At 72.7% G+C, this 13,602-nt stretch carries 12 protein-coding genes; 3 read left to right on the forward strand and 9 right to left on the reverse strand.

The window, feature by feature from the left end:
* The first annotated feature begins 52 nt into the window (after positions 1-52).
* Both C593_RS0116385 and C593_RS0116390 read left to right on the forward strand, forming a co-directional pair.
* Positions 53-1,702, forward strand: coding sequence for an ATP-binding cassette domain-containing protein (locus C593_RS0116385; protein WP_018848386.1), 1,650 nt, complete (start codon positions 53-55; stop codon positions 1,700-1,702).
* A 237-nt stretch (positions 1,703-1,939) separates the two neighbouring features.
* Complete coding sequence (locus tag C593_RS0116390; protein WP_018848387.1) at positions 1,940-2,914, forward strand: acyl-ACP desaturase; 975 nt, start codon at positions 1,940-1,942, stop codon at positions 2,912-2,914.
* A gap of 46 nt (positions 2,915-2,960) precedes the next feature.
* Here the strand turns inward: C593_RS0116390 and C593_RS0116395 are convergent, their stop codons facing one another.
* From C593_RS0116395 to C593_RS0116435, 9 genes are all read right to left on the reverse strand, one after another.
* The gene (locus C593_RS0116395) at positions 2,961-3,209 is read right to left on the reverse strand and encodes a WhiB family transcriptional regulator (protein ID WP_018848388.1); all 249 of its coding nucleotides are present in this window, start codon (positions 3,207-3,209) and stop codon (positions 2,961-2,963) included.
* 183 nt (positions 3,210-3,392) lie between these two features.
* Positions 3,393-4,229, reverse strand: a complete 837-nt coding sequence (locus C593_RS0116400) for a hypothetical protein (protein ID WP_018848389.1) — start codon at positions 4,227-4,229, stop codon at positions 3,393-3,395.
* A gap of 79 nt (positions 4,230-4,308) precedes the next feature.
* Positions 4,309-5,616 carry a DUF6596 domain-containing protein gene (locus tag C593_RS29885; protein WP_026277753.1) on the reverse strand — a complete coding sequence of 436 codons (1,308 nt, stop codon included), beginning with the start codon at positions 5,614-5,616 and terminating at the stop codon, positions 4,309-4,311.
* Positions 5,617-5,671: 55 nt separating this feature from the next.
* Positions 5,672-6,079 carry a YciI family protein gene (locus C593_RS0116410; RefSeq protein WP_018848391.1) on the reverse strand — a complete coding sequence of 136 codons (408 nt, stop codon included), beginning with the start codon at positions 6,077-6,079 and terminating at the stop codon, positions 5,672-5,674.
* A 448-nt stretch (positions 6,080-6,527) separates the two neighbouring features.
* The gene (locus C593_RS0116415; protein ID WP_018848392.1) at positions 6,528-7,049 is read right to left on the reverse strand and encodes a hypothetical protein; all 522 of its coding nucleotides are present in this window, start codon (positions 7,047-7,049) and stop codon (positions 6,528-6,530) included.
* 42 nt (positions 7,050-7,091) lie between these two features.
* Positions 7,092-7,316 (reverse strand): hypothetical protein, encoded by a 225-nt coding sequence (locus C593_RS0116420; protein ID WP_018848393.1) that lies wholly within the window; start codon positions 7,314-7,316, stop codon positions 7,092-7,094.
* Positions 7,317-7,558: 242 nt separating this feature from the next.
* The gene (locus tag C593_RS31045; protein ID WP_018848394.1) at positions 7,559-8,545 is read right to left on the reverse strand and encodes a winged helix-turn-helix domain-containing protein; all 987 of its coding nucleotides are present in this window, start codon (positions 8,543-8,545) and stop codon (positions 7,559-7,561) included.
* 327 nt (positions 8,546-8,872) lie between these two features.
* Entirely contained in the window at positions 8,873-9,466 is a 594-nt protein-coding gene (locus tag C593_RS0116430; RefSeq protein WP_018848395.1) for a hypothetical protein, read from the reverse strand.
* Positions 9,467-9,746: 280 nt separating this feature from the next.
* Positions 9,747-10,793: a multicopper oxidase domain-containing protein gene (locus tag C593_RS0116435; protein ID WP_037745982.1), complete on the reverse strand. Its 1,047-nt coding sequence runs from the start codon at positions 10,791-10,793 to the stop codon at positions 9,747-9,749.
* 236 nt (positions 10,794-11,029) lie between these two features.
* Here C593_RS0116435 and C593_RS0116440 point away from each other — a divergent pair, with 236 nt between their 5' ends.
* On the forward strand, positions 11,030-13,537 hold the full coding sequence (locus C593_RS0116440; RefSeq protein ID WP_078521615.1) for a ThuA domain-containing protein: 2,508 nt from the start codon (positions 11,030-11,032) through the stop codon (positions 13,535-13,537).
* Positions 13,538-13,602: the final 65 nt, after the last annotated feature.

A 13,602-nucleotide genomic window follows, 5' to 3' on the forward strand; every position in this document is an offset into this window, starting at 1 on the left:
CCCGGTGTCTCCACCCGTTGCCCCCACCCCTTTCCTCGCAACCGGGAGACCCATGTCATCCACCACCACCCACCATGTCGTCTGCTCCGCCCTCTCCTTCTCGTGGCCGGACGGCACCGAGGTCTTCGACGGGCTCGACGTCGCCATCGGCCCCGGCAGGACCGGCCTGACCGGGCTCAACGGCTCCGGGAAGTCCACCCTGCTGCGGCTGGTCGCGGGCGAGCTGACCCCGTCCGACGGCACCGTCCGCACCGTCGGCGAGGTCGGCCGGCTGCCGCAGAACGTGGTCCTCGACACCGCCCTGCGCGTGGACGAGGTCCTCGGCATCGCGGCCGCCCGCGCCGCGCTGCTCGCCATCGAGGGCGGCGATCCGAGCGAGGAGCACTTCACGGCCGTCGGCGACGACTGGGACGTGGAGGAGCGCGCCCTCGCCACCCTCGACCAGCTCGGACTGGGCCACATCGGCCTGGACCGCACCATCGGCGAGGTGTCCGGCGGCGAGGGCGTCCTCCTGCGGCTGGCGGCGCAGCTGCTGGCCCGGCCCGACGTGCTGCTGCTCGACGAGCCGACGAACAACCTCGACCTGTACGCCCGGCGGCGCGTCCACGAGGCCGTGGCCGCCTGGTCCGGGGTGCTGATCGTGGTCAGCCACGACCGGGAGCTGCTGGAGCTGGTCGACCGGATCGCCGACCTCCACGACGGTGACGTACGCCTCTACGGGGGCAACTTCAGCGAGTTCGAACGGGCGCTGTCGGTCGAGCAGGAGGCGGCCGAGCGGATGGTGCGCGTCGCCGAGGCCGATGTGCAGCGGCAGAAGCGCGAACTCGCCGACGCCCAGGTGAAACTGGCCCGCCGCAAGCGCTACGGACAGAAGATGTGGGACGCCAAGCGCGAACCCAAGATCGTGATGGGGGCCCGCAAGCGGGCGGCGCAGGAGTCGGCCGGCAAGCACCGCATCATGCACACGGAGAAACTCGCCGAGGCACGGGAGCGGCTCGGCGAGGCGGTGGACGCCGTACGCGACGACGACGAGATCCGCATCGATCTGCCGCACACCAAGGTCCACCCGGGCCGCGGGGTGCTGCGGCTGCGCGACCTGACCCTCCGTTACGGAGTGTCCCTGCACGGGGACTTCGAGGTGCGCGGTCCGGAGCGGATCGCCCTGGTGGGGCGCAACGGCGCGGGCAAGACCACGCTGCTGCGCACCCTCGCGGGCGAGCTGGCCCCGGAGGCGGGCGAGGCGGTGGCCGAGGTGCCGCTGCGTTTCCTGCCCCAGCGGCTCGATCTGCTGGACGACTCGCTGAGCGTGGCCGCGAACGTGGCCCGCTTCGCGCCCGGGGCCACCAACAACCGGATCCGGGCGCAGCTCGCCCGGTTCCTGTTCCGGGGCGCGGCGGCCGACCAGGCTGCGGGCACGCTCTCGGGCGGCGAGCGGTTCCGGGCCGCCCTGGCGGCGCTGCTGCTGGCCGAGCCGTCCCCGCAACTCCTGATGCTGGACGAGCCGACGAACAACCTCGACATGGCGAGCGTCCGCAGCCTCACCGGAGCGCTCGCCGCGTACGAGGGGGCGCTGATCGTGGCCAGCCACGACCCGGCGTTCCTTGCGTCGGCGGGGATCACGCGCTGGCTGCTGCTGGACGGCGAGGGCCTGCGTGACACGTCACCGGAGGAGGTGTTCGGGGACGGAACCCCCGCCCCCTGACCGCGGGTCCGGGGCATGCGCGCACCGTCCGGACCGGGGCGTTTCCCGGCCCGGACGGCCTCCCGCCGGGGAGAGAGGGCGTGACGTACGTCTCCCCGCCCGGCCGCCACCAGGGGACATAACGGTCGGCAAGGGGGCATCACCCATCCGGGCTTGGCCCCTCCGCTTATCCCTGCTTAACCTACGGTCTCGTAACCTACGAAGCCGTAAGTACTACTCCCGTCCCCAGGAGCCCCCGTGACGATCACCTCTCCCCACCTCGGCAGTTCGGACGCCTGGACGGACGCCCGGCTGCTGTACGCCCTCGAGGAGGTGGTGGAGAAGGAGCTCAACCGCCATCTGAAGGTCGCCAAGGACTGGATGCCGCACGAGTACGTCCCGTTCGGCGACGGCAGGAACTTCCCCGGCTTCTTCGAGGACGGGGAGGCGTGGGAGCCCGCCCAGTCCAAGGTCACGGACATCGGCCGGATCGCCCTCGTCGTGAACCTGCTGACCGAGGACAACCTCCCCAGCTACCACCACGAGATCGCCACCCTCTTCGGCCGCGACGGCGCCTGGGGCACCTGGGTGCACCGCTGGACGGCGGAGGAGGGCCGGCACGGCATCGTGATGCGCGACTACCTGCTCACCTCGCGCGCCGTCGACCCGGACAAGCTGGAGCAGTTCCGCATGGCCCACATGGCGGAGGGCTTCGAGTCGGACAACCGGCACTCGATGCTGCACTCGGTGGCCTATGTCGCCTTCCAGGAGCTGGCGACGCGGGTGTCCCACCGCAACACCGGCCACCAGTCGGGCGACCCGGTCTGCGACCGGATGCTGGCGCGCATCGCGACCGACGAGAACCTGCACATGGTCTTCTACCGCAACCTGCTGCGGGCGGCCTTCGAGATCGCGCCGGACCCGACGATGGAGGCGGTCCGCGACGTGGTGGTCAACTTCCGTATGCCCGGCCACGGGATGCCGGGCTTCGAGCGGGCCGCGGCGCAGATGGCGATCGGCGAGATCTACAACATTCGCATCCACCACGACGACGTGCTCCAGCCCGTGCTGCGCTTCCTGAAGATCATGGAGATCGACGGGCTGGGCCCGGAGGGCCGCAAGGCGCAGGAGGAACTCGGCCTGTACATGGGCGGACTGGACGACGAGGCGAAGAAGTTCGACGAGAGGCTCGCGGCCCGCAAGGCCCGCATGGCGGCCCGCGCCGGCGCCTGACCCCGCCGCTGCGGGGCCGGCTCCGGCCCCGCAGCGCCCCTGCCCCCTACCTGCCCTGATCCCGGCGCAGCCGCAGGCGTTCCTTCTCCGACAGGCCGCCCCACACGCCGAATCTCTCGTCGTTGGCGAGCGCGTACTCCAGGCAGGCCGCGCGCCCCTCGCACGCCCCGCACAACTGCTTGGCCTCACGCGTGGAGGACCCGGGCGCCGGAAAGAAGAACTCCGGACCGGCCTGCGCGCACAGCGCGTTCTCCTGCCAGGCCAGGTCCGCTTCGAAGATGGTGTCGATGGGCATGCACCCGAGCCTGCCGCGACCCGATAAACAGCCGATCAACGCGACGTCAACACGCCGCCCCCGGCTCACCCCACCGACACCGAGTGTGCCGCCCGGGGCCCTGGGGCGCACACCGTTGCGCCCCTCCCGGCGTGTCGCGGGAGGTGAGACGGCGGGCGCCGTCGGGACCCTGCCCTGCGGGCCTCAGCGGCGAGGGCCCGCGTCCAGGAACCGGTGGAGGGAAGCCGTCATGGCGGCGACGAAGGAGTTGCGGGCGGGCTCCGGGGTCCGGTCCAGGGAGAGATAGGGGTTGAGGTCCTCCAGTTCGACGAGGAGCAGGTCGCCTGCCTCCGTGCGGCAGGCGTCGACGCGCTGGATGCCGTGGTCGAGGGTGTTCCAGTCGATGAAGCGGGCGGCGAAGGCCAGGTCGGCCGGGGTGGGGTCGTACGGTTCGAGGACCCAGCGGCGCTCGGGGTCGGGGGCGTGGAGGGCGTACTGGAAGGCGTCGTCGACGTAGTAGAAGGACACCTCGTAGCGGAAGTCGATCCGGGGCTGGACCAGGATGTCGCCGTAGGTGAGGCCGGTCAGCCCCTCCGGGGGGACGAAGGTCAGGCCGATGGAGTCCGCGCCCGCTCGCGGCTTGACCGCGTACTGGGCGGCGGTGGGCAGCAGTTCCAGGTCCTCGGGCCGGTCGGCGGTGGGGATGACGGGGTAGCCGGCCGCCGTCAGGTCCAGCAGGTACCGCTTGCCTGCCATGTCGCCCCGGCCGGTCAGCGGGTTGTAGACCCGGGTGCCCCGCGCCGCCGCCCGCTCCCGGAAGGCGTCGTACTCCCGCCGGTAGTGCAGGACCGGTCCGCTGTTGCGGACGACGACGCCGTCGAACGCGTCCATCAGCGCGGCGGCGTCCAGCGGGTGGCAGAGGGCCAGGTCGAAGTCCGCGCGCAGCCGGGAGGTCAGGAAGACGTCCTCGTCGCCGTAGCGCCGGCCCCGGGCCGGGTAGGCCAGGTCGGTCACGTACAGGATGCTGCGGCGGTCGGCCATCGGGGTCTCCTCAGCTCGGGCGACGCCCAACCTATCCGCCGCGCGGAAGGCGGCGGGAGGCGGGCGTCCCGCGCCGCCGTCACGGAGACCGGCGGGCGTTGAGGCGGGCCGCCCGGCGGGTCAGGTGGTCGCGTTCCGCGAGGTTGGACGCCTTGCGGGCCGCCTCCGCGTACAGCCGGGCCGCCGTCGCCAGGTCGCCGTCGCGCTCGTGGAGATGAGCGGCGACCGCGTCGTGGCGGGGCAGGGCGGGGTCGAGTTCCGCGAGGGCCGCCAGACCGGCGCGCGGCCCGTCGGCCTCGCCGACGGCGACCGCCCGGTTGAGGCGGACGACCGGGCTGTCCGTCAGCCCCGCCAGCTCGTCGTACCACTCGACGATCTGCACCCAGTCGGTCTCCTCGGCGGTGGGCGCGTCCGCGTGGAGTGCCGCGATGGCGGCCTGCGCCTGGAACTCGCCGAGCCGGTCGCGGGCGAGAGCCCCTTGCAGGATGCCGATGCCCTCGGCGATCGCGCCGGTGTCCCACCGGCTCCGGTCCTGCTCGGCGAGCGGCACCAGGCCGCCGTCCGGCGCGGTCCGCGCCGGGCGCCGGGCGTGGTGGAGCAGCATCAGCGCCAGCAGCCCCGCGGCCTCGGGATGGTCGACGGAGTCCGCGAGCTGCCGGGTGAGCCGGATGGCCTCGGCGGCGAGGTCGACATCGCCGGAGTAGCCCTCGTTGAAGACCAGGTAGAGGACGCGCAGCACGGTGGAGACGTCACCGGGCCGGTCGAACCGCACTCCGGACACGGTCCGCTTGGCCCGGCTGATGCGCTGCGCCATGGTCGGCTCGGGCACCAGATACCCCTCGGCGATCTGGCGGGTGGTGAGCCCGCCGACGGCACGCAGGGTGAGCGCCACCGCCGAGGCCGGGGTCAACGACGGGTGGGCGCACAGGAAGTAGAGCTGGAGCGTGTCGTCCACGGCGGGCGCGGGCCCGGGCCGCGGTTCCTCCTCGACACGGTCCTCGCGCCGGCGGCGGGCGGTGTCCGCACGGGCCGCGTCGAGGAACTTGCGCCAGGCCACGGTGATCAGCCACCCCTTGGCGTCCCGGAGGGGCTCTCCCCCGGGCGGGCCGGACCGGGAACCCGGCGACGGGCCGGCCGAGCCAGGAGGCGAGCCGGCCGTCTCCGGGTCCGGGCCCGGGCTGGGCGACGGATCGACCGGGGACGGGGACGGGTCGGCCGAACCCGGGGACGGGTCGGGCGAGCCCGGCGACGAGTCGGCCGGCCGGACGCGGAGCGCCTCGACGAGCGCCTCCTGCACGGCGTCCTCGGCCGCCGCGAAGTCGGCTCCGCGGCGGACGAGGACGGTGATCACGCTCGGTGTGAGGAGCCTGAGCAGGGCTTCGTCCAGCGTCGGGGGCATGCGCGAGGTCACTCCGTGTCGGTCGTCGGCGTCATGCGCGGGGTCACTCCGTGACGGTGGGGTGCGCGGCCAGGAACGGGCGCACCTCCAGCCACTCGTGGATCGGCTTCCCGCCCGCCCCGGGGGCGGCCGACAGTTCCGCGGCGAGTTCGAGGGCGCGCTCGTAGCTGTCGACGTCGATCACCATCCAGCCCGCGACGAGGTCCTTGGTCTCGGCGAACGGGCCGTCGGTGACCGGCGGGCGCCCCTCGCCGTCGTAGCGGACCCACGCCCCCTCGGGGGCGAGCGCCTGGCCGTCGACGTACTCGCCGGTCGTCTCCAGCCGGGCGGCGAAGTCGTTCATGTACTGCACATGGGCCGAGATCTCCTCCGGGCTCCACTGGTCCATCGGCACGTCGTTGACGGGGGCCGGGGCGCCGCGGTAGTGCTTCAGCAGCAGGTACTTGGCCATGGCGGTTCTCCTCGGTGAGCGTGCGGCCCATTGTGGTCGCGTTCACCCCGGGGACGGAGCCGGACCCGGCATCTCGACATCCCCGCTCAAGATTTTTCCGGCCGGGTACGCCGGCGGGTAGCTCCCCACTCAACGGGGCCCCAGCCGACGGTGTCGAACCTCTTCCCCTGCCTCGGCGGGAAAGCGATCGTACGAGCCGCATCTGCACGGTTCCGCTGCCGGGCCCGCCGGGGCTGAAGAAGAGCGTGCCCGGCGCCCGTCCGCCGTCGGCGGACGGGCGCCGGACGAGGGCCCGCTCGATGGTCCGGCCTCCGGGCCGCGTGTGGTCGAGCGGAACGGCACCCGCGCGCGGTCGTACGCCGCGTCCCGTGGGCAGGCCCGCCGGTCGACGGCCGTCGCCGCCGGGGCGGGAAACCGAGTAGCGGGCGGCCGCACCGGTGCGGCCGCGTCAGCCCGGTCCGGCCGTCGCGTGGGAGGCGGCCGGCGCGTGGGGGGCGGCCGGCTCGGTCCGGGCTATCCATGCGTCCAGTTGCTCCCGGGTGGTCGCGGGGTCGGCGACCAGGGCGCCCAGGTCGTCGCCCTCGACGACGGTGGTGGCCACGGCCGGGCACCGGCGGCAGCCGTCGACTCCGGTCTGCGCCCACCACTTGCAGTGGGCGCGCAGATGGCACCGCGGCACGTTCCGCTTCTCGTCGGCCGGCGTGAGCGCCACCCGCTCCACCAGGGTGCAGTCAGGGCCCCTGCGGTGCAGACAGTTGCTGACGCAGTGCGACGCGAAGCGCAGCACCCGGGTCGGCTCGACGTCCTCCGGGACGACCGGGAGGACGTCCCGGGCCGGCACGGGGTCGGCGAGGTACACGACCTCCCCGTCCTGCCCGGAGCGGACACCCAGCACCACCGACTCCGGGGCGTCGGGCCTGCCGCTCGGGCACCAGGTGCTGCTCGTCTCGGAACGGTCCGCGGTGCTCATCGCTACCTCCTGATCCTGGTCCTGGTCAGTCCGCTGCGGTCGCTACACGATCTGGCCGGCACAGGCCGGAAGGCAGGCGGCGGCCAGGCGCTCCTGCGCGACGGCCTGGTTGAGGTGCGCCTGCAACTGCGCCGAGCTGATCTGCTGCGGCTTGGACGAGGCCGGCTGCGCGGACGCGGACGCGGTGCCCGCTCCACCGAGAAGCAGCACGGCAGCGGCGGCGGCCGCCGCGGCACCGCCGGCAGCGGGTCGACCCGAGTACGTCATGACGAAACCTCCTGGATTGGCCTGCGGAAATGGGGCGTACGGCGACCATAGGACGGCCCCGCGCCCGCGACCGGCAGTTCGAGCGGCTGTTCACGCGGCCGTTCAGGGCTGCCGGACGGTTGCAGGAGGGTTCCGGGAGTTCCGGGCGGTGCTGCCGCAGGGGCCTTCCCACGGACTGCGGCCCGCATGCTCGCAGGGCTGCGGCCCGCAGGCCCGCCGGGGTTGCGGCCGTCGTCCCCGGGTCAGCTCCGGATCAGAGTGTCGATCAACTCGTCGCCCCGCTCGGTCCGGTGCACGACCACCCGCTTGCCCTGGCGCTCGCGGATCACCAGGCCCGCGGTCTCCAGCCGGCCGCAGTGATGCGTCGCCGCGCTGGGACTGCAGCCGAGTGCGACGGCCACCCGCCCCATGCTGGGGCTTCGGCCGGCCAGCACGAGCAGCTGTGCCCGCAGCGGACCGAGGAGTGCGGCCAGGGGCTCGGCCGGCACCGGAGCCGCGTCCGACGACCACAGTTGCCCGACGCCGGGAACCGGATAGCCGATCCAGATGCAGTCCGGCTGGTCGAGATTGAGCACGGAGGCGACCCTGCCGGAGGTCAGCGGGACGAGCACCAGGCGCCGGTCACCCAGCTCGATCGTGGTGGCACACGGATCGGGGATGCGCAGAGCGTCGTCGACCAGCACGGTGCGCGGGCCCAGACCCGCGAGGGCCGTGGACAGCATCCCGGTGACGCTGGCGGTGCCGATGCGGCTGGTCTCCCGGTGCAGCAGGTCGCCCGCGCGCCGCCACACCGGCGCGTAGGTGAGCCAGAGGGCACGCAGGGTCGACGTGTAGGTCCTGACGAAGCCCTCCGGGTCGTCGACGACCCGTTGCCAGCGGACCGGCAGGCCGCCGGGGAAGTCGGCGCAGAGGTCACGGTGGAGTTCGGCGGCGTCCACCGCGCGCATCCGCTCGAACTGCGCCTCCATGTCCTCGTCCTCCTGCCACGGCCGTGGCGACAGGCAGTCCGGCACCCACAGGGCGCCGGGAGCGAAGGCCGCGGAGAGGTCGCGCTGCGCGTGGGGCGGGCAGGCGCGGCGGAGCGCGGTCCGCCAGGAAGGGGGGAGCCCCTGCGGAATCGCCCCCAGAACGTCGGCGGCGAGGGACAGCACCGTGGGCATCGGCTGGCGGGCGACTGTCAGCCGGACGTCGCCCAGGCCGCCCAGGCGCGCGATCGAGATCTCCTGCACCGCTGCTCCCCCCACAGGCACGGTCTCCGGTACCGAAGACGGCACGGGGCCGCCGGCCGGTTCCCGGGCCGCACCGGGGCGGAACTGCCCACGGCGCCGACCGCCGCGCGGCATCGAAACTCCGAGTCCTGCGAGACGTACAACGTCAACCGGACCATCACCGGCCCGGACTCGATCTTCGCCTTCGGCAGCCGCGTCACCCGGGCAGCGTGCGGCAAACGCGGGCGCGAGTGTGTGGGTGGTCCGCCCGCAGGGAGGACCACCCGCGCCCCGGGGCGCGGGGCCCCGGTGAGGGATGCGGGCCAAAACGCCCGGAGCGCGCGCGACTCAGAGGCCGAGGGCGTAGCGGCGGAGGCGGGAGCGGGCCTGGGAGGGGCTGGTGCCGAGGTCCCGGGCCAGGTCCTCGGCCCAGTCGGCGTCCGCGTCGGGGTCGACGTCGATACCGAAGGCGGCGGCGCGGCCGGTGTCGGCGGCCAGGCGCTCGATCGCGGCGGCCGCGCGCAGGGCGGCGGCCGGGTGGTCGTCGGCCAGGGTGTCCAGGCGGGAGCGGAGCCGGTCGATCAGGTCGCTCACGTCGTCGGGCAGCGGGACCGTCTGCCGCTCGACCGCCTCGATGTGGCCGTCCCAGTCGTCGGACGCGGCGGCCGTGTCGGCGTCCATCAGGTCCACGCCGGCGGCGTTCAGGGCGGGCCAGTCGATCGGGTGGGCCGGGCCGCGCCAGCCGCAGGAGCACGCCCCGCGGAAGCCCACCGCGGTCGGCCGCCCGTACTGGCCGCTGTACGCCCACCATTCCAGCGTCGACGGCATCGACGCCCCGCTCCCGATGTCGAAGTACACCGGCTTCGGCTCACTGCCGTCCGCCAGCACCGCGCCCGCGTATCCGGAATGCGCGTCCCCGAACTCCTCCACCGTCCACCCCATGCCGGCCACTCCTCGTCGCGTCGCCCGTGTGCACCGCCATGCTGGCACCGCACCTGGCGCGGGCGGGAGGTTTCGGGCCCAACTGACCGGATAGTTGGGTGGACCGGGCCCGGCCTCCGGGCCGGGCGGCAGCAGGTGGGACTCGTAGGACAGGGAACGGCCGTCGTAGGCCCACGTGGGACGCGGGTGCTGACCGGCTCCCGCCTGCCCGCTCCCACATGACCGGTGGACATCACGGTGCCGCCGCGCGCGAGCCCGCCCTCCCGGCCCCGCCCCGACGTCAGTGCCCCGCGTGCTCCCCGCCCCCGGACGACGACTTCGAGGCGGACTCGGACGGCCGCTCCCACGACGGCTTCGCCGCCCCGTGGTGCCCCCCTCCGTCGTGCCCCGGCACCGTGCCGTCCGGTTTGGCGACGAGGAAGAGCCCCGCCATCCCCATGTCGGAGTGGCTCTGGACGTGGCAGTGGTACATCCACGCGCCCGCCCCCACGTGCTCGCCCGCGATGATCTGGAAGCCGAAGGAGTCGGCCGGGCCGGTGATCTTGTTGTCGATGACGCGGGAGACGTCGTCCGGTCCGGAGAGCAGACCGGTCCGGTTGTCGGCCCAGCGGTGACCGTGCATGTGGAAGGTGTGGTAGTACTCGCCGTGCGTGATCATGATGATCTCGACGCGATCGCCCACCGTGGCCTCGAAGTCGGGCGGGTCGGCGGCCGGGCGGTTGTTGATCAGCATGTCGTTGAAGACGATGGTGAACTGCTTGTCCGGCAGGATGTCACCCTTCCTCCTGACCACCATGGGACCGTACAGCCCCTTGCGGATGCCGCCGGTGCCGTGGTCGGTGCCCACCACATGGTCGTGGTAGTGCCAGTAGCCCGCGCTGCCGGGCCGCCAGGTCCCGTCGGCGCGGCGGCCCGGCGCGTGGGTGCGCCAGGTGTACGTGCGGGTGGCGCCCGGTTCGACATGGCTGCGGCTCATCCTGGTGCCGTCGTTGTCGATGTCGTAGTCCACCCCGTGCGGGTGGAGGCTGACGGGCACGTCCATCAGGTTCTCGAACTCGATGTGGATCGTGTCGCCCTCGTTGAGTTCGATCAGCGGACCGGGGATGGCCGGTTTCCCCTTTTCCAGGCCGTATCCCATCTGACCGTCCGGCATCTTCTCCGCGTACATTCTCAGATGCCGCACCTGGCCCCCCGCCGGGGCGGTCCTCGGTGCCGCCGCCGCTGCGGCCGGGGCCGCGCCGGAGGCTGACAGAGACAACGATGTCACGCCGGTCGCGGCCACCGCTCCGCCCGCGAGCAGCCGTCGGTTGAAGCTGCGCCTGTCCATGTCGAACTCTCCAGTCCATTGCGGAGACTGACGGGGCGTCAAGCCCCCGGGACGGCCCACACGGTAGCCGCCACCCAGCCGTTTATCCACACTCAGGACAAAGTTGGTTCTCTTTCGGTCGAAACTCTTGGCGAAGCGGGAAAAGAGGTCTAGCTTCAACGGCTGTCGTTGTGACCAGAGAGCTCAGTGGTGACCACGGAGCTGACAGGTGTGACCACAGAGGGGTGGGTGACCACATGCAGCGCGCACCGCATCACCGGTCGAGATCGAGAACGGGCTTCGCCGCCGCACTGCTCGGCGTCGGGGCCCTGACCGTGTCCCTGCTGGGCGGCGACCCCGCCTCGGCGCGTCCTTTCCCTGATCCGCCACCGGACCGGCCGACGGCACGGGAGATGGCGACAACGTTGTCTCTCCCGTCGCCGCCGGGCGGTTCCAACGTCCGGGTGCTGGTCTTCCACGGTTCGGCGACGGCCGAGTCCCCGACCGTGAACGCGGGGATCGCGGCCATCGAGAGCATCGGCCTGAGCGGCCCGCAGGCCGAACGGTTCCGGACCGAGGCGACCGACGACCCGGCCGTCTTCACCAACGGCAGGAAGCTCGGCCGCTACAACGCGGTCGTCTTCCTGACCGGCGGCGGGGATGTCCTCGACCCGGATCAGGAAGCCGGCCTGGAGGCGTACATGGAGGCCGGCGGCGGCTTCCTCGGAATCCACGACGCCGCCCGGACCGAGCCGTACTCGGACTGGTTCACGGGGCTGGTCGGCGCCCGTCCGACCGGCGCGCCGAGTTCCGTGCAGCGCGCGGTGGTCGAGGTCGGCGACCGGGTGCATCCGGCCACCAAGTCCCTGCCGCTGGAGTGGAAGCGGCCCGACAAGTGGTTCAACTGGGAGAAGAACCCGTCCGGTTCCGTGCACACCGTCGCCCGGGTCCGCGAGGCTTCCTACCAGCCCGCCGGCAGGCCCAACGGCTGGGACCACCCGGTCTCCTGGTGCCGGGACTACGACGGCGGCCGGTCCTTCTACACGGCGATGGGCGGCACGGCCGACAGCTTCGACGAGGCCGACTTCCGCGACCATCTGCGCGGTGCCCTCGCCTGGACCTCCCGGATCTCCCGGGCCGACTGCAAGGCGACCATCGACGCCAACTACACGGCGGAGCGGGTCACCAAGGCCAACCAGCCCGGCCAGAGCGACCAGATCGGCGAGCCGCACGGCCTGGTCGCGGCGCCCGACGGCCGCATCCTCTACATCGGGCGCGGGGGCGCCGCCGCCGGGGTCCCCGTGGTCACCGACTGGAACGACCCGGCGGTCGGCAAGGGGAACGGCGAGATCCACGTCTACGACCCGGAGACCAAGCAGGTCACCAAGGCCGGCGCGCTGACCGTCTTCGGCAACAAGGGCGGCGGCGACGAACTCGTCAAGAACGAGGAGGGTCTGCTCGGCATCGAGCTGGACCCGGACTTCATGACCAACGGCTGGGTGTATCTGCACTACACCCCGCACTCCCGGATCGACCGCGACGCGCACATGGGCGAACGCCGGGTCTCCCGCTTCACCCTCGATCCCGCCACCAACAGGCTGGACCTGGCGAGCGAGAAGGTGCTGCTCGCATGGCCGGTGCAGATCCACAGCTGCTGCCACGCGGGCGGCGGGATGTCCTGGGACTCGCAGGGCAACCTCTACATCGCCACCGGTGACACCAACTCCTCCGGATTCAGCAGCGGTTACTCGGGCAACAACCCGGAGCCGAACTTCAGGGGCGTCTCCTTCGCGGACGCGCGCCGCACCTCCGGCAACACCAACAACCTCAACGGCAAGATCCTGCGCATCCACCCCGAGGACGACGGGACCTACACGCTGCCCGAGGGCAACCTCTTCACCGGGGACGAGACCGCGGAGGGCGGCGGCAGGACACGCGGAGAGATCTATGTGATGGGCGTGCGCAACCCGGCGCGCATCTTCGTCGACAAGAAGACCGACATCCTCTACGCGGGCTGGGTCGGCCCGGACGCCGGCGCGCCGTCCACCACCTGGGGCCCGGCGAAGTACGACACCCTCGCCGCCATCACCAGGGCGGGCAACCACGGCTGGCCGTACTGCATGGGCAACAAGCAGCCCTACCGGGACCGGAATCTGCCGGACCCGGGCAAGCCGCTGGGCTGGTACGACTGCGACGCGCCCAGGAACGAGTCGCCGAACAACGACGGCCTGGTCAACCTGCCGCCGGTGACCGGCAACACCATCTGGTACTCGCCCCAGGGCGGCGGCGTGGACTACCCGCGTGACGCGAACGGTCTCCCCAGCTACAAGCAGGAGGAGCAGAAGCTGCTGCTGCCGTGGCTCAGGGGCGGCGGCCAGGCGACCATGAACGGCCCGGTCTACCGCTACGACGCGAACAGCGCGTCGGCGGTCAAGTGGCCGGCGTACTGGGACGGCAAGTGGTTCGTCGGCGACTTCTACGACGGCGACCAGCCGCGCCACGCGGTGCTGACCGACCCCCGGACGGTGGGCGAGGGCGGGCTGCCCGTGCACGCCGAGTCCCTGAAGAAGATCGTCCCGGTCGGGCAGGGCGGTATCCGCAACCTCATGGACTGGAAGTTCGCGCCCGACGGCTCGCTCTACGTCCTGGACTACGGGCGCGGCTTCTTCACCTCCGACAAGGACTCCGCGCTCTGGCGGGTGACCTACCAGGGCGGCGGGGGGACCCCGGCCGCCGACCGGCTCGCGAGGAAGGCGGCACAGTGACCCCATGTCACACGACGGGCACCCGGCCCGCGGCGGGCCCGAGACGCACGGCGGCGCGGGCACCG

This window comes from Streptomyces sp. CNT372 (assembly GCF_000377145.1).

Coding starts and splice junctions, on each gene's coding strand:
- C593_RS0116415 (WP_018848392.1), bottom strand. CDS start 7,049: ATGAGCACCGCGGACCGTTCCGAGACGAGCAGCACCTGGTGCCCGAGC.
- C593_RS0116440 (WP_078521615.1), top strand. CDS start 11,030: ATGCAGCGCGCACCGCATCACCGGTCGAGATCGAGAACGGGCTTCGCC.
- C593_RS0116430 (WP_018848395.1), bottom strand. CDS start 9,466: ATGGGGTGGACGGTGGAGGAGTTCGGGGACGCGCATTCCGGATACGCG.
- C593_RS0116395 (WP_018848388.1), bottom strand. CDS start 3,209: ATGCCCATCGACACCATCTTCGAAGCGGACCTGGCCTGGCAGGAGAAC.
- C593_RS0116410 (WP_018848391.1), bottom strand. CDS start 6,079: ATGGCCAAGTACCTGCTGCTGAAGCACTACCGCGGCGCCCCGGCCCCC.
- C593_RS0116435 (WP_037745982.1), bottom strand. CDS start 10,793: ATGGACAGGCGCAGCTTCAACCGACGGCTGCTCGCGGGCGGAGCGGTG.
- C593_RS0116400 (WP_018848389.1), bottom strand. CDS start 4,229: ATGGCCGACCGCCGCAGCATCCTGTACGTGACCGACCTGGCCTACCCG.
- C593_RS0116385 (WP_018848386.1), top strand. CDS start 53: ATGTCATCCACCACCACCCACCATGTCGTCTGCTCCGCCCTCTCCTTC.
- C593_RS0116420 (WP_018848393.1), bottom strand. CDS start 7,316: ATGACGTACTCGGGTCGACCCGCTGCCGGCGGTGCCGCGGCGGCCGCC.